Raw genomic sequence first — 19,626 nt, 5'->3', positions numbered from 1 at the left:
TAAGGCCTTGACGAACCTCTTACTTCACCGTGATGGACATACCGCTGAGATCGGCGTTGACCTGCAGGCCTACCTGCTTGCCTGACAGTTCGAGTTGGGCGCCCTTGTCATTGGTCATGACGATCACCTGAGCCCCTTTGCCGAGCGTGCCGCCACCGCCCGCCGCCCCGTATACGCCTGTCACATCCCGGGCGCGCCTGATATGGCGCACGGTGCCTTGGAAATACGTCTTGGAGACCCCGAAGGCGAGGCCGCCCGAGACGCCAGCGACCGAGATGGGGTAGCGACGACCATGGAAGGTCAGCGTGCCCTCGCCTCCGGATCCACCCACGAAGAAGGCCGCCTTGTAGACGGCAAAGCGGATCGTGCCGCTGTCGGCATGCGCGGCGCCGGAAACGCTGACTGCCCCTGCCGCGATGACGGCAACCGCGAGTGAACGAATTCTGGACGAAATCATGATAGGAACTCCTCAAGGTGGCCGCTTGCCCAACGGCTGGGCTCGTCAGCGTTTTGTCGAAGTTACAATTGAACAGTCTCACCCGTCATTGGTTCCAGGCACTCGCGCTGGTCGTGCGCCATACCCGATGCCCAACTAGGAAATGGACAGGATCTCCAGTTCGCGCGGCCCCAGTTGGACAAAGTCGCCAACGGTTTTGCCGGTCAGAGCGATGCCAACCGGAGAACCATGCGATATCGAAGCTTGAGACGGGTTTGCCTCATCCTCGCCGACGATGCGGAAGGTCTGGATGCGGCCATCATCACGCTTGAAAGTGACCGTGTGCCCGAAGGCGATCACTTCATTGGACGTGGGCACCGACATAAGCTGAGCCGTACGGACGCGCTCGGCATAATAGCGCATATCTCGAACCGGAACCGCCGACTGCCGTCGCCTCTCATTGACATCCTCCAGCATGCTGGCGGCCTCGAGAGCCTGCTGAGCGCCAGCCAATTCATCCTGCAGCATCTTGAGGCCCGCCTCCGTAACGAGGTTGATCCGATCGGAGACAGGGCGAGCCGGCAGGATCGTTTCCGATGCTGCCTCAGCACTTTCCTCCTTGGCGAATGCTACGCTCAATTGTCGAGACTCTCTGCTTGCCGCCTACTGCCGTCATTCGAGAAACTGGTGGCGGATTTCCGCCTCCTGCGGGGGCTGACGTTTGTCGCCACGACCAATCCCGTCCCTATCCGAAAATCCGCTCGCCCTGCTCGTCGACCAATTGAATGCCCTTCTTGATCGAGATGTCGACGGCATCGTCGAGCCCGGCGAAGCGGTCGGCGCGGATGAATTTGTGTTCCTTCAGCACACCGTCGACCTCTTTGGAGACGACGCCGCAGGTCTGGTACTGGCCGTCCGCCTTGTAGGGCGTGGCGCTGATCAGAAAACCCTTGTGCTCGACCTGCTTGGCTGGTGCCACGTTTTTTGGTTCGGTCGCTTCATTGCCGCCACCACCGCCGAAAAGACGCTTCAGAAAAGACATCGGGCTTCCTCCAACAGCATTCATCCCACACCATGTAGCGTGGCGCGGGATGAATTTCACTATCGGTCCTTGGCCCAGCGGGCAAGGGCTGCCTCCGGCCGTGCCGGCAGACCTTACTTGTGCGACAGCGCTTCCAGCGCCTCGGCTGCAGCTTCGAGGATGGCGATCGCCTCGGCCTGCTTGTCGGCCGGGGCATCGACGAAGTCGCCCAGAGCCGCGCGCAGCCGGTGGCGCACGGCACGGAACTCGTCGCGTGCTTCCGAACGGCCACCACGACCGCCACGACGGCCGCCCTCGTCGCTCTCGTCGTTCCAGCCGAACCAGTCGCGCGCCTTGGCCATCTTGCGGCCGAAACGCTCGAGATGGTCGAGCACGCCGTCGATCATCTCGCGGTTGTCGGCAAGATGCGCCTGGCCCGCCTCGGTGATCGAGAATACCTTCTTGTTGCCGTCGGCGGCGGAGGCGGCGTAGCCAGCCTCTTCAAGGAAGGTCAAAGTCGGGTAGACCACCCCCGGGCTCGGGCTGTAGATGCCGCTGGTGCGTTCCTCCAGCGCCTTGATGATGTCGTAGCCATGGCGCGGCGCCTCGGCCAGCAGCGACAGCGTGATCAGCTTGAGGTCGCCGTCGGCCAGCATGCGGCCGGCGCGGAACATGTCGCCGGGGCCGCCGCGTCCACCGCCACGACCACCGTGCCCGAACGGGCCGAACCCTCCGCCACGTCCGCCGAATTTGCCGGCCATGTGCATGAACATGCGCTCGCCGAAATGATTGTGCTTGTGCATTGATTGCTCCATGAGTTGTATCTTACGATATATCTTAAGTAGGCAAGCCAATCGATAGAGTCAAGATATATCTTACGATGTATCTGAATGCGACGCCAGAGGCTTGCTTTCGCTCTGCGAGCCGGCCAGCCGATAGCTCGCACGAAAAAGATCCGGAGATGTCCTCCGGACTTTGCACTTCTGGTCATTAATGACGAACCGCTACCAGCGCCCCTTGCGCCGGTTCCAGGCATAGAGCAGGTCGGCGAACCGATCATAGGCAAAGCGTGTCAGCGGCAAAACGAGGGGATTGCCGAACAAAGTCGCCAGCCAGCCCTCGCCCGGCGTGACCTTCCACACGGCGATCGCCACATCGGCCCCGACCAGCAATTGGCCACCAGCGTCGGTGGCGTGCAGCCGGCGGCGGATATCTTCAAGCGACGCGCCGTATCCGGCAAGAGCTGCCGGTTCAAGGTTGATGTCGCGGAATTCGATCCGTCCGGCCTTGACCGCTTCGATCAGCCGCCGCTTCTGCCTGCTGATGCCGGCATCGCAAACCGGGCAGCGCGTGTTGTACCAGACGGTCAGCATAGTCTCGGCATTTGTTTGGTAACGCAACCTGAATGACCACAACCGATCGGGCGCCGTCAAGACGTCGCTCGATCGGTTGCGTGCGAACGAGACTACCCTCGGACCAGCCGGTTCCGGCCCTTTCACCACAGAGCCTATCCGAGCGAGGTGATGATCTCGCGGTAGGCTAATTCGGGAAAGGCCTTCAGCGTCCGCGTCCTGACATTGCCGGCCGCCGCCAGCATCAACGAGAAACGCGCCAGGACCGCATCGTCGGGGGCTTCGACCACCGCCACCATGTCGTATTCGCCCATGGTCAGGTAGAACGCCTTGAACGATCCGCCCATGTCTCCCAGCTGCTTCCTGGCGGCGTCGAGCCGCTTCGGCGAATCGCGAACGTTTCTGGCGCCCTGCTCGGTCCAGTTCATCAGCACGATGTAACTTGTCATGGCACACCTCCCTCCGGGGCCACGGAGCACGGCGGCTTCGCCGGGGCGGGCATCCGGGTTGTCGCCCAAAAAATGCATCCGACGCCGAATTATCCTCCCGAAGGATGCGAGCCGCAAGAGCACGCGCCCTGTACGAAAAAGGGCGCCAGTGGCGCCCTTGAACTCTTCGATCTCGGCAGGTCTTAGCTGTCCAGGAAGCTGCGCAGCTTGCGGCTGCGGCTCGGGTGCTTGAGCTTGCGCAGTGCCTTGGCCTCGATCTGGCGGATGCGCTCGCGGGTGACCGAGAACTGCTGGCCGACCTCTTCCAGCGTATGGTCGGTGTTCATGCCGATGCCGAAGCGCATGCGGAGCACACGTTCCTCGCGCGGCGTCAGCGAGGCCAGCACGCGCGTGGTGGTCTCGCGCAGATTGGCCTGGATCGCCGCGTCGATCGGCAGGATTGCCATCTTGTCCTCGATGAAATCGCCCAGATGCGAATCCTCCTCGTCGCCGACCGGCGTTTCGAGCGAGATCGGCTCCTTGGCGATCTTCAGCACCTTGCGCACTTTTTCGAGCGGCATGGCGAGCTTTTCGGCCAGTTCTTCCGGCGTCGGCTCGCGACCGATCTCGTGCAGCATCTGGCGCGAGGTGCGCACGATCTTGTTGATCGTCTCGATCATGTGCACCGGGATGCGGATGGTGCGTGCCTGATCGGCGATCGAACGGGTGATCGCCTGCCTGATCCACCATGTCGCGTAGGTCGAGAACTTGTAGCCGCGGCGGTATTCGAATTTGTCGACCGCCTTCATCAGGCCGATATTGCCTTCCTGGATCAGGTCGAGGAACTGCAGGCCGCGATTGGTGTATTTCTTGGCGATGGAGATGACTAGGCGCAGATTGGCCTCGACCATTTCCTTCTTGGCGATCGCGGCTTCGCGCTCGCCCTTCTGCACCTGGTTGACGATCTTGCGGAATTCCAGGATCGAGATCGCCGTTTCGGTGGCGAGGTTCTGGATCTCGGCGCGCAGGTCCCTGATCGCGTCCTTCTCGTTCTTGGTGAATTCCTTCCAGCCGCGCGAGGTCAGGTTGCCGATCGCGCGCGTCCAGTTCGGGTCGAGCTCGGAACCCTGATATTCCTTCAGGAACTCCTCGCGGCGCACGCCGTAGCTTTCGGCGAGCCTGAGCAGCTTGCCTTCGTTCTGCACCAGGCGCTTGTTGATGTCGTAGAGCTGCTCGACCAGCGCCTCGATGCGCGCCGTATTGAGCGACAGCGACTTCACCGCCTTGATCAGCTGGTCCTTCAACTCTTTCAGCCGGCGGTCCTGGCTGGGCGACAGCGTGCCGGCGGCGGCCAGACGGTTCTCGACCTGCTGGTCCTGCAGCTTGCGCAGCTTCTTGTAGGTGTCGGCGATGACGTCGAGCGTCTCCATCACCTGCGGGCGCAGTTCCGCTTCCATGGCCGCCAGCGAAAGGCTTGCTTCGTCCTCGTCTTCCTCGTCGTCATCGACCAGCCCGCGCGTATCGGCGGCGACATTGGTGACGTCGTCTTCCTCGTCGCGCGAACGGCGCGGCTTGTCCTCGACCTTGGCTTCCTCGATGCGCTCGACCACCGGTGCCTGCTTGGCTTCGGGTCCGGCATAGGTGGCTTCGAGATCGATGATCTCGCGCAGCAGGATCTTCGATTCGTTGAGCTCGTCACGCCAGATGATGATGGCCTGGAAGGTCAGCGGGCTTTCGCACAGGCCCGCGATCATCGTCTCGCGGCCGGCCTCGATGCGCTTGGCGATGGCGATTTCGCCCTCGCGCGACAGCAACTCGACCGAGCCCATCTCGCGCAGATACATGCGCACCGGATCGTCGGTGCGGTCGGTCGGTTCTTTCTTCGTCGTGGTGGCGGCAACGGCCGTGCCGGTCTGCTCGGCCAGCTCGTTGGCGTCTTCCTCGGCATCGGCCGCGGTGTCGGCGGCCTCGGGCTCCTCACCCTGCTCGTCGTCCTCGACCACGTTGATGCCCATGTCGGACAGCATCGCCATCGTGTCCTCGATCTGCTCGGAGGTTACTTCCTCGGAGGGCAGCACCGAATTCAGCTCGTCCATAGTGACATAGCCGCGCTTCTTGGCGGCCTTGATCATCTTCTTGACAGCATCATCGGAAAGGTCGAGCAGAGGGCCATCGGTGGCGCCTTCGCGTTCGGTTTCGACCTCTTCCTTTTCCTTTGTCGCCATAGTCTTTTTCTTCTCCTAGCGGCCGAACATCAAAGCCGCGTAAGCTGTCGGACCAGTCAAATCGGATGCGCTCGCTTATGAACGCGGTTCACCGGGCCAGTAACTGCATCAACTCGTCGTTTGGTGCATGTCGTTGTCCCCAAAACCGGTTTCCTTTTGGGCGACACGCATTAAGTCCAGATTAACCCTGGTATCTGTGGCAGGCAGGCTGCCTGTCCAGTGACCAGTACCCCCACATCGCTTATTTCCCGTCGACGCGGGTTCGGGTTAACGTTTCGAATCGTCCTGATTCCGTCATTCTGCCAGAAGGTCAAGCGCCTCTCGCATGATTCGCCTTAAAAAAGCGAATCAATTACCCGACTTAGCCCGCCGCGCACCATTTGGACGCGCAACGCCTCACTGTCATTCTCTTGCGAGGCCCGTTCCGCTCCTTGGATCGGAAAGGCCTTGTCATTCTTGGTGGAAGCATGATCTTCTCCGAAAACCGGTTCCCGCTTTTCGGGATCATGCCTTAAGCCCGCCCGGCCCTGCCCGAGGACACACCGAATCCTTCGATCAGCGCTTCCGTTGCCTGTACATCCTGAAATTGCGCCTGAATTTCGATCAGGTGCCGGTAATTTTCGTCTGTGGGATCAGTAGCGAGCGCCGCTTCCGCCTGTTTCAGCTCCTTATGTAAGGTGCGCGCGCTGCGCTGCAAGTGCAGTGCCTGGCTGAAAGCGTCGCGGGCATCGTCAAGGGCGGCGGTCTCCAATGCCGGCCATTGCCGCATTCGCCGGATCAGGCCGACGGCACGCTCCCAGATCTCGGCGCAGCCGGCGCGTTCGATCGTCGCTATAACGGCCTGACGGTCATTCGCCATGTCATGCGCCATCGCATCGAGGATCGCGCCATGCAGCCGCCTCAGGTCCGAGTTGCCAAGATCGAGAAACTCGATATGGGCGAAATTCTCGTCGATCAGCGCCGGATGGTTGACCAGCGCGACGATGATCGTCGCCTCGCGCACCGACATCCCCTCGCTGCCGCGCTTGACCAGTGCCGACTGGCCAAGGCTTTCGGTGATGGCGATGCGGCCGCCACCGCTCTTGGCGAACTGACCGCCGGGCGCGGCGGCCTTGACCTGGCCCGGTCGTCCATCCTGGCGTCCTTGCCTGGTGCTGCGCTGGGAGCCGAAAAAGCTCAGCACGCGTTCGCGCATCTCCTGCTGATAATGGTAGCGCAGGCTTTCGTCGCGGATGCGGCTGGTCAGCTCGCGAAGCGTCTTCTCGAGTTCGGCCCGCCGCTCCGGCGTGTCGAAGACGCCGCCCGCCGTCTCACGCATCCACAACAGATCGACCAGCGGTCGCGCCTCGGCCAGCACGATGCGGAACGCATCCGGTCCGTCGGCCCTGACCAGATCGTCGGGATCCTTGCCTTCCGGCAGCAGCGCGAAGCGCGCCGAGCGCCCGGCCTGCACCGACGGCAGTGCCATGTCGGCGGCTCGCCACGCTGCCTTGAGCCCGGCCTTGTCGCCGTCGAAACACAGCATCGGCTCCGGCGCCATGCGCCAAAGCAGCTCGAGCTGATTTTCGGTGAGCGCGGTGCCGAGCGGCGCCACGACATTCTCGAAGCCGGCCTGCGCCAGCGCGATGACGTCCATGTAGCCTTCGACGGCGATGACCGTGCCGCCCTTGGCCAATGCCTTGCGGGCGCGGGCGAAATTGTAGAGCACATTGCCCTTGTGGAAGAGTTCGGTGTCGGGCGAATTCATGTATTTGGCCAGCGCATCGGGCGCCAGCGCGCGACCGCCAAAGGCGATGATCTTGCCGCGCGAATCCGGGATCGGGAACATGATGCGGTCGCGGAACCAGTCATAGGAGACCGGAATGTCGTCGCCGTGGCGCACCAGCCCGCAGGCCTCGATATCAGCCTTGGGCACCCCCTTGGCGGCAAGATGCTCCTTCAGCGCATTGCGGCTGTCGGGTGCGAAGCCGAGCCGGAACGATTGCTGCGTCGCCGGCGTCAGCCCGCGATCGCGCAGATAGGCGCGGGCCTTTGCCCCCTCTGGCCCTTGCAGCCGCTCCTGGAAGAAAGCGGTCGCCATCTCCATGACGTCGGTCAGGCTGGCGCGTTCCTTTTCGCGTCGCTCCTCTTGCGCATCGCGAACCGGCATCGGCACGCCAGCCATGTCGGCGATCTTTTCGACCGCTTCGGGAAAGCTCATCCCGTCGAGTTCGGTGAGGAACTTGAAATGATCGCCCGACACCGAGCAGCCGAAACAATGGTAGCGGCCCTTCTTGTCCTCGCAGTGGAAGGACGGGCTTTTCTCGCCATGGAACGGGCAGCAGGCCCAATAGTCGCCGCGCGGCGTGTTGGTCTTCTTCCGGTCCCACGCGACGCGCAGGCCGACAACCGATGAAATCGGCACGCGGTCGCGGATCTCGTCGAGGAAGGCGGGTGGGAAGCGCATCGGGGAACTCGTTTCCCCACCATATAATCATGCCCGCGAAATCCGACGACCCCTAATGCGGGCCGTACCCGGTTTCCACAGGGCAAAAAGAAAGGCGGCCGTTGCTGGCCGCCCCCTTTCGCTGCCCGGTAAGCTGCCGGTTACTGCGCGGCAAGCGCGCCGAAGATGACGCCGGAGAGGATGCCGACCAGCACGTAGTCGTTGCCGACGCGGATCCATTCCTGACCGCGACCGGGACGATGCAGGCCGTACCGGCCATAATCGCGGATCGGTTGGTGACGCTTCCAGCTGGAATATTTCTGGCCATTGCGCCAATGGCTGCGCTTCACGACGACGTTCTTCTTCACCACGACGCGCTTACGCACGTCGACATGCTTGCCGGGCTTCTGCCAGTCGACCTGGCTGTAGTTCGACTGCGGCGCGACCGGCGCATTCAGCGACGCGGCCTGGCCGGTGAATGACGTGGCGGCCAGCATCGAGAAAGCGAGGGCCGAAAGGATAATGCGTTTCATGAGAAGTCTCCTTGGTTTTCGACATCAGAGGAATGGCGGGACATCGATGAACCGAAACTGAACGCCTGCATTACAATTATGTAATGAATTCATCTATTTATCCGAGAGAGTTGGACGTCATCGCAAAATCAAGAGCCCAAACGCGCGGCAAACCTGGCCGATCCGCCGCCGCACAGCGGCTTGGCAATGCAACCATTTGCGCCTCAATCCATTTTCCGACACCGTCTGTCGCGGCCTGTCGCGCGGCAACGGCCATTAAAATCGACAATATTTTATTATCCGGCTAAAATATTCGAGTATTATCGGCGACTGCCATGAACATGATTCGTAACCCCGCTTTTCATCCCGCCCGCCACGCTGGTCGCGTCGCGCGCCCTGTTCGCATGCGTGCGGCAAGATGAGCGGCTCCGTCGTTCTTCTGCATCTGGCCGGCGCCGTGGCGCTGATGCTGTTTGCCACCCGCATGGTCAAGACCGGCGTCGAGCGCGCCTATGGCGACGTGCTGCGCCATCGTCTGCGCGCCACCATGCGCAATCCGGTCATGGCGGTGCTGGCCGGCACCGGCCTCGCCATCGCGTTGCAGAGCTCCACCGCCGTCACGCTTCTGGTCGGCTCCTTCGCCGGCTCCGGCATCGTCTCGGGCGCCGCGGGCCAGCTTGCCGTGCGCGGCGCCGAGATCGGCTCGGCGCTGGTGGTCAAGCTGCTGACCTTCGATCTCACCCTGCTGGTGCCGCTCTGCCTGATCACCGGCACGGTGATGTTCATGGCTACCGAGCGCCGCGATTGGCGCCAGTCCGGCCGCATCCTGGTCGGCATCGGTCTTCTGATCCTGTCGCTGGAAATGATCGGCCAAGCATCGGAGCCGTTGCGCAACAGCCAGCTCCTGCCGGTCATCATCAACTACTTCTCGACTGATTCCATCACCGCCTACCTGTTGGCGGCGCTGATCACCTGGCTGTTCCAGTCGAGCATCGCGGCGGTTCTGTTGATGGCGACGCTCGCCGGCCGCGGCCTGATCACGCCGGAACTCGGCGTCGTCCTCATCCTCGGCGTCAATCTCGGCTCTTCGATCATCGCGCCGATGCTGACCCGCTCGTCGAGCCCCGAAGTGCGCGTCGTGCCGGTCGGCAATCTCCTGATGCGCGGGCTTGGCTCGCTGGTCATGCTGATCCTGGTCATGATCTTCAGGCCGCACTTCGCCTTTCTCGGTTCGACGGCCGCGGACCAGATCGTCAACGCCCACATCCTGTTCAATGTGCTGATCCTGCTCGCCGGGCTGCCGCTGGCCGGCTTCGTCTATCGCGCTTCCGAAAAGATCGTAGCGCTTGGCATCAAGCCCGTACCCGCCGCCTCGCTCGATGTCGTCGAGCTATCCGCGCTTAACGAGAGCGCTCTCGACGTGCCAAGCCAGGCGCTGGCCAATGCCACGCGCGAAGTGGTGCGGGTCTGCGAGACAGTCGAGATCATGTTGAAGCGCATCATCGAACTTTATGAAAGTACCGACGCCGACAAGATCAAGGCGCTGGCTGCACTCGACGACCGCGTCGACAGAAAGCACGCCGCGATCAAGCTCTATCTGGCCAAGCTTACCAGGAATTCGTTGACCGAGGACGAGGCCTTGCGGTGCCAGGAGCTGATCGGCGCCTGCGTCAAGCTGGAGCAGGTCGGCGATATCATCGTGCGCAACATGCTGGTGCATGTGAAGAAGAAGTTCGAGCGCGGACTGGAATTCACCGACGAAGGCTGGAGCGAGTTGTTCGCCTTCCACAGCTCGGTGCTCGCCAATGCGCGGCTAGCCTTCAACGTCCTGGTTTCGCGCGACCCCGAGACAGCCCGCCAGCTGGTGCTGGAAAAGGACCGGCTGCGCGATCGCGAGAAGGAAACCAGCGCCAGTCATTTCGTACGGCTGCGCGACGGCACCGCCAAAAGCGTCGAGACCAGTTCGATCCATCTCGACACCATCCGCGACCTGAAGCAGATCAACTCGCTGCTGGCCTCGATGGCCTATCCGGTGCTCGAAGAGCGCGGCCTGCTCACCGGATCGCGGCTGAAGGCGAGCTGATCCACGACACCATCCGGTACCGTACGCGCTTCTGCGGCAAAATACCTTTGCTCTGTTTCCTCCAGTCGGGATAAGGGTTCATTAGCCCAGCCTTTCGGAGGAAATCGATGGATACCCATTCACGCAGTTTTGCCAAGGCGCTCTCCTGGCGCGTGACCGGCACCATCGACACGATGATCATTTCGCTGGTCGTGACGGGAAGCGTCAAGCTCGCCGCGACAATCGGCCTGACCGAGGTCGCCACCAAATCGCTGCTCTACTATGCCCATGAACGCGCCTGGCTGAGAATTCCCTACGGGCGCTAGACCGTAGCATGGCGGCCTTGGCGCGACCGACCCGGGCGCGCCCTCACCGGCTGTCGCGCGAGCAGGTTGCGTTGGGTCTCGATCAAGAAAACCTAAACCGGCGCCAACAATTTCTGAATTGTCCGCGACGTCCGTCCGTGGTTTGACGCCTGCAATCGAGGATCCAATTCCTGCCATGTCGCTTCCGCTCATCGCGCTGTTCATCGCCGCCTTTGCCTTCGGCACCACTGAATTCGTCATTGCCGGCGTGCTGCCGCAAGTGGCGCAAGGGCTCGGCGTTTCGGTTCCCTCCGCCGGTTATCTCGTCTCCGGCTATGCCTGCGGCATCGCCGTCGGCGGCCCGCTGCTGGCGCTCGCCACCAAGTCGCTGTCGCGCAAGAACTTGCTGCTTGGCCTCGCCTTCGCCTTCACCATCGGCCAGGCCGCCTGCGCGCTGGCGCCCGACTTCACCTCGATGCTGCTGTTGCGTATTGCTGTCGCGGTCGCGCACGGCGCCTATTTCGGCGTCGCCATGGTCGTCGCCGTCGGTCTTGTGCGCGAGGACCAACGCGGCATGGCGGTTGCCGTCATCCTGTCCGGCCTTACCGTCTCCAACGTCATCGGCGTGCCCGCCGGCACCGCGATAGGCAACATCTGGGGCTGGCGCGCCACCTTCTGGGTGATGTGCGCGCTGGGCGTGACGGCAATGCTTGCCATGGCAGCGCTGCTGCCGCGCACCACCGGATCGTCGGCGAGGCCCGCCGGCTTTGCCCGCGAGGTTCGCGTGCTGGCGCGGCAGCAGGTCTGGACCTCGCTGATCCTGATGTTGATGCTGATGATCGGCCAGTTTGGCCTGTTCACCTACATCACCCCGACACTGCTGGAGGTCACCGGGCTCGACGAGGGCTGGGTGCCGTGGGTGCTGCTGCTCAATGGCGTCGGCGCCACGCTAGGCGTCTTCCTCGGCGGCAAGCTCTCCGACTGGAAGCTGATGCCGTCGCTGATCTCGATGCTGGCCCTGCAGGCGGCGACGCTAGCCGTCATCTATGTCGTCAGCCCCTTTCCCCTGCCGATGGTCATCGCGATCGTCGTCTGGGGCGGCCTCAACTTCGCCATCGGCACACCGATCCAGACCCGCATCTTGGCCTGGACGGCGGACGCCTCGAACCTCGCTTCGTCGCTCATTCCGTCCGGCTTCAATGTCGGCATCGCGCTTGCCGCGTCGCTGGGCGCTGCCACGCTCAATGCCGGATTTGGCTATCGCAGCCTGCCGCTGCTCGGCGCCGTCGCCATGCTGGTCGCGGTCGCGGTGGCGCTCGCCTCTTATGTCTGGGAAGGACGCAGCAAAGCCACGCCGCCGCTGACGGCCCCAGCGGAGTAGAGCTCGAACAAAGCCCTGATCCGCGCCAGGATCGCCGCCCACAGGCCGCCGACGATGGTGGTGACCAGGAACACCGCCTTCAGCCCCAGCGTCAGGGTGATGTTCTGTCCGATATCGGCCATCATCGCACGCGACAGTTTTGCCATGCGCACGAGGTCCATGCCCTGGCCATGCAGGATCGCCCGCATCCGCCGTTCGACGGCGGCTCGCGCCGAGATGGGCGTCCCTTGTCGTTGTTCGGGGCGGCGTCGCGGCGCAGCGATTGTTCCCCGGAACAAATCAGCAATCCGAAAGTTGGCGGTGATGTGAATAGGTGAAGGAGGGTCGTGCCATCGCCGGTTGGTTTGAAGGCTGACTTCCGCTTTCAGGTGCTCCGCAGATGAAGATAGCCCAGATCGCACCTCTGATCGAGTCGGTACCGCCGAGGCTTTATGGAGGGACTGAGCGTATCGTTTCCTATTTGACGGAAGAGCTGGTTCGACAGGGCCACGAAGTGACGTTGTTCGCCAGCGGCGATTCAAGCACTTCGGCCGAACTGGTCGCGTGTTGCAATGCTGCACTACGGCTGAACCCTGGCGCCCAGAACCATGTTCCGTATCACGTCATGATGCTTGAACAGGTTCGCAGACGGGCGAATGAATTCGATGTGCTGCATTTTCACGTCGATGTTCTCCACTTTCCGATGATCCGTGAGTTCGCGCGGCGAACCGTTACGACCCTACATGGCCGGCTCGACCTTCCGGACCTGGCGCAACTTTACGCGATGTTCGACGACATTCCACTGGTCTCGATTTCCAATGACCAGCGCCGGCCCATGCCACCGGTCGATTGGCTCGGAACAGTTTATCACGGCCTGCCGCCCGACATTCTCCCCTTCCGGCCGAAAGCCTCGGGCTATCTGGCTTTCCTTGGCCGCATCTCACCGGAAAAAGGGCCGGAAGCGGCGATAGAAATCGCAGCGCGCGCCGGAAGGCCGCTGAAGATCGCGGCAAAAATCGACCCGGTGGACCAATCATTTTGGAATGAGAAGGTCGAACCCAAGGTGCTTCGACATTCGAACGTCGAGTTCGTTGGCGAGATCGATGAACGTCAGAAGGCAGATTTTTTGGGCGGAGCGACAGCGCTGCTGTTTCCGATCGACTGGCCCGAACCGTTCGGCCTTGTAACCATCGAGGCAATGGCCTGCGGCACCCCGGTGATCGCCTTCAACCGCGGCGCCGTTCCAGAGGTCATCGACGATGGAGTGTCCGGACTGATCGTGGAAGGTGTTGGCGAAGCTGTTGAGGCCGTCCGGCGGGTAGGCGATCTCGATCGTGCGCGGGTGCGGGAAATTTTTGAAAAGCGGTTCACGGTTGGACGCATGTGCTGCGACTACATGGCGGTCTACCGCTCGCTCGCGGGCGCCAGGCGACTTGCACCTGGCCCCTCAAATGGCTGCGCTGCGGATGCGGCTGCGATGGTCGTGGCCGAGCCGGCCGCCTAGAACCGATGGTTCGAGCGGCGTTTGATCGGGCCGAAAGAGCGAAAGTTGCCAATCATTCGCCAAGAATTCGAACCACGCTGCCCGCGACCGCACGCGCGAGTACGGGACTGATGAACAGGAGGGCTGACATGACCATTGAAGTCGAAGACCGAAAGCTTGATCCAGCTGTGGCTCTCCCGGCACTGGACGAATCGGCGCCGCGCGAGCCGCACAGGCAATTTGCTCTGAAGCATGAGGACTGCTTCATCGTCACCGACAGCTATGGTGACATACGCGGCACTGGCGACGGGCTCTTCCGCGACGATACGCGTGTGCTGTCGCGCTTCCGTCTGTTCATTGGCGGCCGTATGCCCTCGCTGCTCGGCGCCTCGCTGTCGCAGGACAACATTCTATTCAACGCCAATCTCACCAATCTGGCCACCATCGGGCCAAACGGCAGCGAAACGCTGCCAGGCGTCGTCCACATCAATCGGACCCGGTTCATCTGGCAGGACCGCATGTTCGAGCGGATCACCTTCTCGAACTACGCCAGGCGCGAGGTGCTGCTGCCGGTCCGTTTCGACTTTGACGCCGATTTCCGTGATATGTTCGAGGTGCGCGGCACTACCCGAAGCCGCCGTGGTCGTGCGCATGATGCGTTGGTCGGCGAGAAGAGCGTCACGTTCCGATATGAAGGCCTCGACAATGTATCGCGCCAATCTGTCATCGCGTTTTCGATGAGGCCCGATCAGGTGCATCCCAATCACGCCGAGTTTCGCATTCTGGTGGCAAGGCGCGACAGAAGAGAGCTGTATCTGGAGGTCGGTCACAGCGAAGAAGCCCCATCCAGTGATCGTTTCCGCGCGGCCGCGGCACGGGCCCGGTTTGCCATGCGCTCAAAGCGTCGACAGGGCGCCACGGTGTTCAGTTCCGGTCGCGTGTTTAATGACTGGCTCACGCGCACGCGCGCCGACATCGCGTTGCTGACCACTGATCTGGAAACTGGGCCATATCCGTACGCGGGGATTCCCTGGTTCTCGACCGCCTTTGGCCGCGACGGCGTCATTTCCGCCTTGCAGATGTTGTGGCTGAACCCTGAGCTCGCTCGCGGCGTCCTGGCGTACCTTGCCCGCTATCAGTCGACAGAAACGTCGATATTTGACGATGCCGAGCCCGGCAAGATCATGCATGAAACGCGCAAGGGGGAAATGGCTGTACTGCGCGAACTGCCGTTCGGCCGCTACTATGGTGGCGTCGACACCACTCCTCTCTATGTCTACCTGGCTTGCTCCTACGCCGATCGCACCGGCGATCACGAATTCGTCGACCGCATGTGGGATTCCCTGTGTGCCGCGATCGCGTGGATGGAGGAGGTCGGAGCTCGCAACGGAGAGGGCTTCGTGACCTACAACAGGGGGTCGGATACGGGGCTTTTCAACCAAGGCTGGAAGGACAGCGCCGACGCGATCTTCCATGCCGATGGCACGATACCCAAGGGACCAATCGCATTGGTAGAGGTGCAAGGCTATGTCTTTGCGGCCTACCAAGGCATGGCTGCACTGGCGGCAAAGCGCGGCGACGACGCCAAGGCCGCACGCTGGAGCGCTATGGCAGAAAGGATCCGCAGCGCGGTGGAGACGCGGTTTTGGATGCCGGAGAGCAACTTCTACGCCTTGGCAATAGACGGAGAAGGCAAGCAATGCGCCGTGCGAGCCTCCAACGCGGGTCACCTGCTTTATGTCGGGCTACCGTCAGCAGAACGGGCGCAATCGATTGCCGCGCAGCTGCTGTCAGCTCACCTCCACAGCGGTTGGGGCGTTCGCACCCTGGCCGACGACGAGCTTCCATTCAACCCGATGTCCTATCACAACGGTTCGATCTGGCCACATGACACGGCGATCTGCGCCGCTGGGCTCGCCCGCTACCAGGAGCGGACAAGCGTTGTAAAGCTGATGAGCAGTATGTTTGAGGCGGCGGTCCGCTTCAACATGCGGCTGCCGGAACTATTCTGCGGCTTTACGCGCGCGATCGGCGACGCGCCGATCGCCTATCCCGTAGCCTGTCTGCCACAGGCATGGTCGGCCGGATCCGCCTTTATGTTGCTGCAGGCCTGCCTGGGGATTCGAGTCGACGGTTGGAAACACGAGATCAATGTCCAGCAGCCCCGGTTGCCGATCGGCATCGACAACATCGTGATCCGGCACCTAGCGGTCGGTAAGGCGAAGGTCGACCTTACGTTTCAGCGCATCGGCGACCACATGGTCTGCTATCTCGATGAGCGGCACGAGGGCCTCGTGCCGCTGGTGGTGCACTCTTAGTGATCGGATCGCACAATGCGATCACTGATGCCCGACGTGCGCGTCGGCCAATGCACGCTGCTCAACACCGGCGTGACCGCGATCCTCCGGTAAGACTGTCGACTCACCCGCGCCAGCGCAGCAGGCGCATGGCGTTGGCGGTGACCAGCACGGTGGCGCCGGTATCGGCCAGGATCGCCGGCCACAGTCCGGTGATGCCGGCGATGGTGGTGACCAGGAACACCGCCTTCAGCCCGAGTGCCACCCCGATGTTCTGGCCGATATTGGCCATCACCGCCCGCGACAGTTTTACCATGCGCACGACGTCCATGACCCGGCCATGCAGGATCGCAGCGTCGGCGGTTTCCAGCGCCACATCGGTGCCGCCACCCATGGCGATGCCGATATCGGCGGCGGCGAGCGCCGGCGCGTCGTTGATGCCGTCGCCGACCTTGGCGACTTTCAACCCCTCGCACTGCAGCTCACCGACGATGCGCAGCTTGTCCTGTGGCAGCAACTCTGCCCGCGCCTCGATGCCGAGCGAAGCGGCGATGGCTTCGGCGGTGCGGCGGTTGTCGCCAGTCAGCATCACCGCCCGGATGCCCTCGGCCTTCAGTGCCGCAATACCCGACGCCGCATCCGGTCTCGGCTCATCGCGCATGGCGATCAACCCCGCCACCACGCCATCGGCAACAAGCACCGACACCGTCTTGCCTTGGCCGTTGAACCTGTCGACGGCAAGGCGCTCCGCTTTGGTCATCACGGCGCGTTCGCTCGCCGCGTGACCGGAGCCCAGGAAGACAGCGACGGCGCCGACGCTGCCCTCGACGCCCTTGCCGGAAATCGCCTTCGCCGCCAGCGCCGGCGGCACCGGCGCCTTGGCAGTCTTGGCCCTCTCCAGGATCGCCATCGCCAACGGATGGCTGGAGCCTTGCTCCAGTGCTGCCGCCAATGCCAGCACGGTGCGTTCGTCGCGCCCATAGGCCGCGATGTCGGTGACGACTGGTTTGCCCGCCGTCAGCGTGCCGGTCTTGTCGAAGGCGACCGCCGTAATCCCGCGAAACCCTTCCAGCACGGCACCGCCCTTCATCAGCAGGCCACGCCGCGCGCCGGCCGCAAGACCTGCGGCGATCGCCGCCGGCGTCGAGATGACCAGCGCGCAGGGGCAGCCGATCAGCAGGATCGCCAGGCCCTTGTATATCCACTCGTTCCAGTCGCTGCCGGCAAACAGCGGCGGCAGCAGCGCCACCAGCGCGCCGACGGCCAGCACAGCTGGCGTATAATAACGCGAGAAGCGGTCGATGAAGCGCTCGGTGGGCGCCTTGGCCTCTTGCGCTTCTTCCACCAGCCGCACGATGCGGGCGATGGTGTTGTCCGACGCGGCTGCCGTCACCCGCACCTTGAGCACGCCGTCTGTGCTGATCGTGCCGGCGAAGACGACTTCCGCGACACCCCTGCGCTTCGGTGTGCTCTCGCCGGTCACCGGCGCCTCGTCCATATCGCTCGAACCCTCGACGATCTCGCCATCGGCGGGAATACGGTCGCCCGGCCGCACCACGATGACGTCACCGATCGCAAGGTCTTCAGCGGGAATCTCCGATGTGCCGCCTGCGCGCTCGACCAGTGCCGTCTTCGGCACCATATCGGCAAGTCGCTGGATGCTCGCCCGCGCACGGCCGGCGGCAACACCTTCCAGGAGTTCGCCGATCAGGAACAGCACCACCACGGCGGTCGCTTCTTCCGTCGCGCCGATCATCACGGCGCCTGTCGCCGCGATGGCCATCAGCATCTCGATCGAGAACGGCGTGCCGGCCAGTCCCGCCATCAGCGCGCGCCGCGCGACCGGCAGCAGGCCGACCAGCAGCGCGGCCAGGAACACCCAGCGCTCGGACACTGGGAACAGATGACCGATGCCGTAGGCGGCAAGAAGTACCGCCGCGCAAGCCAGCGTCAGCGTCGCGCGGCGGGAATGCCACCACGCCTGCCCCGGCTCGCCACCCATGTATGAAGCGATGGCCTGCTTGCTGGCCGGCTCGCCATGATCGTGGCCTTCGTGGTCATGATCAGCATGGTCATACGCTTTGACTGCTGAAGCGTGCCCATCGATCCTGGCTTCGGCCTTTTTGATGCCATACCCAAGCCGCGCAACCTGCCGCAGCACCTTGTCTTCCGGCAGTGCGCCACCGTGACTGACCGTCATGCTGGCGCCGATCACTGAAACCGAGACATCAGCGACGCCGTCGAGACGGCGAACCGCCGTGTCGATCTTGGCCGCGCAGGAGGCGCAATCCATACCGCCGATCCTGAACCGCGTCTGCTTGAGAGGCACCGTCATCGCATCACCTATCTGTCTTGCCCGTGCGGCGTCGCCGCATGGGTCTTGAATGCTGATGCTAGGCACAGTAATTGCTCTAGTCACTAGAGCTTCAAGAGGCAAAACCCATGTTTTCGATCGGTGATCTCTCGCGCCGCACCGGAGTCAAGGTACCGACCATCCGCTACTACGAGCAGATGGGCCTGGTAGCCGCACCCGAACGCTCGGAAGGTAACCAGCGCCGCTATTCCAGGCAGGAACTGGAGCGGCTGGCCTTCATCCGCCACGCCCGCGACCTCGGTTTCGCTGTCGAGGACATCCGCTCGCTGATCGAATTGAGCGGCCATCCTGAGCAGCCCTGCGGCCACGCCGACAGGATCGCCGAGGAACAATTGATCTCGGTGCAGGACAAGATCGCCCAGTTGAAGCGGCTGGAGGCCGAACTCGAACGCATCGCCACCTGCTGCAATGGCAAGACGGTCGGCGACTGCTACGTTATCCGCGCGCTGTCCGACCACGCGCTGTGCACTGACGAGCATGGGTGAGAGGCTGGTGCTGGCAGCGATCCAGGAGCTGTGAGGACAGAAAGCAGACCTCGCACCGCCGCTGCAAGGCTTGGGTTCCTCGCCCCACGAAAGTGGGGGGAGGTGGCCGCGAAGCGGTCGGAGAGGGGCTGCGCCAGCGGATATAAGGGGATTTCTCCCAGCCTGCCCCGGATAAGATTGCGCCATTCCCCTACAACTCGATCCGAAACCGCAAACTTTCCACCCCGCCATAGGCGGCGTCCTCGAAGAAGCGCTCGACCAGCCTGCCGCCATTGGCAAGGATGACACTGTGCGAGGCTGGATTGCCTGGTTTGGCGGTGATCTCGACATAGGACAAGCCGACCGCCCTTGCCTCGTCCAGCATCTGCCGCAGCGCCTCGGTGGCGTAGCCGCGCCGCCGCTTCCACGGCACCACCGCATAGCCGATATGGCCAAGCACATGTGGCGGCAGCTCTGCCGTTCCCAGCTGCCAGCGGAAGCCGATCGAGCCCGATGCCTCGCCGTCCCAGATCCAGCGGCGGAAGCCCGGCAGGCGCGGCACTTGCTTGCCATCGGGCAAGGTGATCGGACCGCCCCTGGCCTGTGGATCGTCGAGGTCGGCGAGAAAGGCCACCGGATCTTTTTCGATTGCCGCAAGCTGCTCGCGCGTCGCTTCCATCAGCCGCACATTGTCCGGCGACCAGCCACGCTCGAGCGCCGCCTTGTAGGACGGCAAATGTTCAAGCGCGGGTTTGACGATTTCGACCATGGTGCACCAGCGGAGACGCTACGCAGACGAGATAGCAGTATTGCCCGGCAAGGCACGATCCACCAAGGGGCAGCCTCTTGCGACAGGGCCGCGTTCCCATCGCTGGAAACGCG

Annotated in this window: 18 protein-coding genes; 6 read left to right on the top strand and 12 right to left on the bottom strand. The window is 63.0% G+C overall.

Going from position 1 to position 19,626, the window contains the following annotated elements:
* Positions 1 to 19: 19 nt before the first annotated feature.
* The 9 genes from NKJ89_RS30150 to NKJ89_RS30110 all read right to left on the bottom strand — a co-directional run bounded on the left by NKJ89_RS30150 (position 20) and on the right by NKJ89_RS30110 (position 8,420).
* Positions 20 to 460, bottom strand: a complete 441-nt coding sequence (locus NKJ89_RS30150) for a lipid-binding SYLF domain-containing protein (RefSeq protein ID WP_023761829.1) — start codon at positions 458 to 460, stop codon at positions 20 to 22.
* Positions 461 to 592: 132 nt separating this feature from the next.
* On the bottom strand, positions 593 to 1,075 hold the full coding sequence (gene greA, locus NKJ89_RS30145) for a transcription elongation factor GreA (protein WP_352607912.1): 483 nt from the start codon (positions 1,073 to 1,075) through the stop codon (positions 593 to 595).
* 106 nt (positions 1,076 to 1,181) lie between these two features.
* The gene (locus NKJ89_RS30140) at positions 1,182 to 1,478 is read right to left on the bottom strand and encodes an HlyU family transcriptional regulator (RefSeq protein WP_352607910.1); all 297 of its coding nucleotides are present in this window, start codon (positions 1,476 to 1,478) and stop codon (positions 1,182 to 1,184) included.
* Between the two features lie 113 nt (positions 1,479 to 1,591).
* Positions 1,592 to 2,260 carry a PadR family transcriptional regulator gene (locus NKJ89_RS30135; RefSeq protein WP_352607908.1) on the bottom strand — a complete coding sequence of 223 codons (669 nt, stop codon included), beginning with the start codon at positions 2,258 to 2,260 and terminating at the stop codon, positions 1,592 to 1,594.
* A 201-nt stretch (positions 2,261 to 2,461) separates the two neighbouring features.
* Positions 2,462 to 2,830, bottom strand: coding sequence for a thiol-disulfide oxidoreductase DCC family protein (locus NKJ89_RS30130; RefSeq protein ID WP_352607950.1), 369 nt, complete (start codon positions 2,828 to 2,830; stop codon positions 2,462 to 2,464).
* A gap of 134 nt (positions 2,831 to 2,964) precedes the next feature.
* Positions 2,965 to 3,258, bottom strand: coding sequence for a GYD domain-containing protein (locus NKJ89_RS30125; RefSeq protein ID WP_023761834.1), 294 nt, complete (start codon positions 3,256 to 3,258; stop codon positions 2,965 to 2,967).
* Between the two features lie 182 nt (positions 3,259 to 3,440).
* Positions 3,441 to 5,462 (bottom strand): RNA polymerase sigma factor RpoD, encoded by a 2,022-nt coding sequence (gene rpoD / locus NKJ89_RS30120; protein ID WP_023761835.1) that lies wholly within the window; start codon positions 5,460 to 5,462, stop codon positions 3,441 to 3,443.
* 511 nt (positions 5,463 to 5,973) lie between these two features.
* Entirely contained in the window at positions 5,974 to 7,908 is a 1,935-nt protein-coding gene (gene dnaG, locus NKJ89_RS30115; protein ID WP_352607906.1) for a DNA primase, read from the bottom strand.
* Between the two features lie 140 nt (positions 7,909 to 8,048).
* A complete protein-coding gene (locus NKJ89_RS30110; RefSeq protein ID WP_352607904.1) occupies positions 8,049 to 8,420 on the bottom strand; it encodes an RcnB family protein in 372 nt (123 codons plus the stop codon).
* A 397-nt stretch (positions 8,421 to 8,817) separates the two neighbouring features.
* Here NKJ89_RS30110 and NKJ89_RS30105 point away from each other — a divergent pair, with 397 nt between their 5' ends.
* From NKJ89_RS30105 to NKJ89_RS30095, 3 genes are all read left to right on the top strand, one after another.
* Positions 8,818 to 10,482, top strand: coding sequence for a Na/Pi cotransporter family protein (locus NKJ89_RS30105; protein ID WP_023761837.1), 1,665 nt, complete (start codon positions 8,818 to 8,820; stop codon positions 10,480 to 10,482).
* A gap of 107 nt (positions 10,483 to 10,589) precedes the next feature.
* Complete coding sequence (locus NKJ89_RS30100; RefSeq protein ID WP_023761838.1) at positions 10,590 to 10,787, top strand: DUF2061 domain-containing protein; 198 nt, start codon at positions 10,590 to 10,592, stop codon at positions 10,785 to 10,787.
* A gap of 175 nt (positions 10,788 to 10,962) precedes the next feature.
* Entirely contained in the window at positions 10,963 to 12,147 is a 1,185-nt protein-coding gene (locus NKJ89_RS30095) for an MFS transporter (protein ID WP_352607902.1), read from the top strand.
* On the opposite strand, the gene NKJ89_RS30090 is transcribed toward NKJ89_RS30095, so the two are convergent.
* The gene (locus NKJ89_RS30090) at positions 12,090 to 12,335 is read right to left on the bottom strand and encodes a hypothetical protein (RefSeq protein WP_352607900.1); all 246 of its coding nucleotides are present in this window, start codon (positions 12,333 to 12,335) and stop codon (positions 12,090 to 12,092) included. The genes NKJ89_RS30095 and NKJ89_RS30090 overlap by 58 nt on opposite strands.
* Before the next feature lie 191 nt (positions 12,336 to 12,526).
* On the opposite strand from NKJ89_RS30090, the gene NKJ89_RS30085 reads away from it, so the two are divergent.
* Positions 12,527 to 13,630: a glycosyltransferase family 4 protein gene (locus NKJ89_RS30085; protein ID WP_352607898.1), complete on the top strand. Its 1,104-nt coding sequence runs from the start codon at positions 12,527 to 12,529 to the stop codon at positions 13,628 to 13,630.
* Between the two features lie 128 nt (positions 13,631 to 13,758).
* On the top strand, positions 13,759 to 15,927 hold the full coding sequence (locus tag NKJ89_RS30080; RefSeq protein ID WP_352607896.1) for an amylo-alpha-1,6-glucosidase: 2,169 nt from the start codon (positions 13,759 to 13,761) through the stop codon (positions 15,925 to 15,927).
* 103 nt (positions 15,928 to 16,030) lie between these two features.
* Here NKJ89_RS30080 and NKJ89_RS30075 read toward each other — a convergent pair whose 3' ends face one another.
* Complete coding sequence (locus NKJ89_RS30075) at positions 16,031 to 18,241, bottom strand: heavy metal translocating P-type ATPase (RefSeq protein WP_352607894.1); 2,211 nt, start codon at positions 18,239 to 18,241, stop codon at positions 16,031 to 16,033.
* Positions 18,242 to 18,348: 107 nt separating this feature from the next.
* Between NKJ89_RS30075 and NKJ89_RS30070 the strand changes: the two genes are divergently transcribed.
* On the top strand, positions 18,349 to 18,765 hold the full coding sequence (locus NKJ89_RS30070; protein WP_352607892.1) for a MerR family transcriptional regulator: 417 nt from the start codon (positions 18,349 to 18,351) through the stop codon (positions 18,763 to 18,765).
* Between the two features lie 190 nt (positions 18,766 to 18,955).
* Here NKJ89_RS30070 and NKJ89_RS30065 read toward each other — a convergent pair whose 3' ends face one another.
* Positions 18,956 to 19,513: a GNAT family N-acetyltransferase gene (locus tag NKJ89_RS30065; RefSeq protein WP_352607890.1), complete on the bottom strand. Its 558-nt coding sequence runs from the start codon at positions 19,511 to 19,513 to the stop codon at positions 18,956 to 18,958.
* Positions 19,514 to 19,626: the final 113 nt, after the last annotated feature.

The organism is Mesorhizobium sp. M0047 (genome assembly GCF_040323315.1).
Lineage (GTDB): Bacteria > Pseudomonadota > Alphaproteobacteria > Rhizobiales > Rhizobiaceae > Mesorhizobium.
Note: the sequence above shows the minus strand (reverse complement) of the source record. Positions and strands in the feature narration are given on the sequence as shown.

Excerpts from the sequence above, each read along its gene's own strand:
- NKJ89_RS30140 (WP_352607910.1), bottom strand. The coding sequence starts at position 1,478 with ATGTCTTTTCTGAAGCGTCTTTTCGGCGGTGGTGGCGGCAATGAAGCG.
- NKJ89_RS30135 (WP_352607908.1), bottom strand. The coding sequence starts at position 2,260 with ATGCACAAGCACAATCATTTCGGCGAGCGCATGTTCATGCACATGGCC.
- NKJ89_RS30130 (WP_352607950.1), bottom strand. The coding sequence starts at position 2,830 with ATGCTGACCGTCTGGTACAACACGCGCTGCCCGGTTTGCGATGCCGGC.
- NKJ89_RS30125 (WP_023761834.1), bottom strand. The coding sequence starts at position 3,258 with ATGACAAGTTACATCGTGCTGATGAACTGGACCGAGCAGGGCGCCAGA.
- rpoD (WP_023761835.1), bottom strand. The coding sequence starts at position 5,462 with ATGGCGACAAAGGAAAAGGAAGAGGTCGAAACCGAACGCGAAGGCGCC.
- dnaG (WP_352607906.1), bottom strand. The coding sequence starts at position 7,908 with ATGCGCTTCCCACCCGCCTTCCTCGACGAGATCCGCGACCGCGTGCCG.
- NKJ89_RS30110 (WP_352607904.1), bottom strand. The coding sequence starts at position 8,420 with ATGAAACGCATTATCCTTTCGGCCCTCGCTTTCTCGATGCTGGCCGCC.
- NKJ89_RS30105 (WP_023761837.1), top strand. The coding sequence starts at position 8,818 with ATGAGCGGCTCCGTCGTTCTTCTGCATCTGGCCGGCGCCGTGGCGCTG.
- NKJ89_RS30100 (WP_023761838.1), top strand. The coding sequence starts at position 10,590 with ATGGATACCCATTCACGCAGTTTTGCCAAGGCGCTCTCCTGGCGCGTG.
- NKJ89_RS30095 (WP_352607902.1), top strand. The coding sequence starts at position 10,963 with ATGTCGCTTCCGCTCATCGCGCTGTTCATCGCCGCCTTTGCCTTCGGC.
- NKJ89_RS30090 (WP_352607900.1), bottom strand. The coding sequence starts at position 12,335 with ATGCGGGCGATCCTGCATGGCCAGGGCATGGACCTCGTGCGCATGGCA.
- NKJ89_RS30085 (WP_352607898.1), top strand. The coding sequence starts at position 12,527 with ATGAAGATAGCCCAGATCGCACCTCTGATCGAGTCGGTACCGCCGAGG.
- NKJ89_RS30080 (WP_352607896.1), top strand. The coding sequence starts at position 13,759 with ATGACCATTGAAGTCGAAGACCGAAAGCTTGATCCAGCTGTGGCTCTC.
- NKJ89_RS30075 (WP_352607894.1), bottom strand. The coding sequence starts at position 18,241 with ATGACGGTGCCTCTCAAGCAGACGCGGTTCAGGATCGGCGGTATGGAT.
- NKJ89_RS30070 (WP_352607892.1), top strand. The coding sequence starts at position 18,349 with ATGTTTTCGATCGGTGATCTCTCGCGCCGCACCGGAGTCAAGGTACCG.
- NKJ89_RS30065 (WP_352607890.1), bottom strand. The coding sequence starts at position 19,513 with ATGGTCGAAATCGTCAAACCCGCGCTTGAACATTTGCCGTCCTACAAG.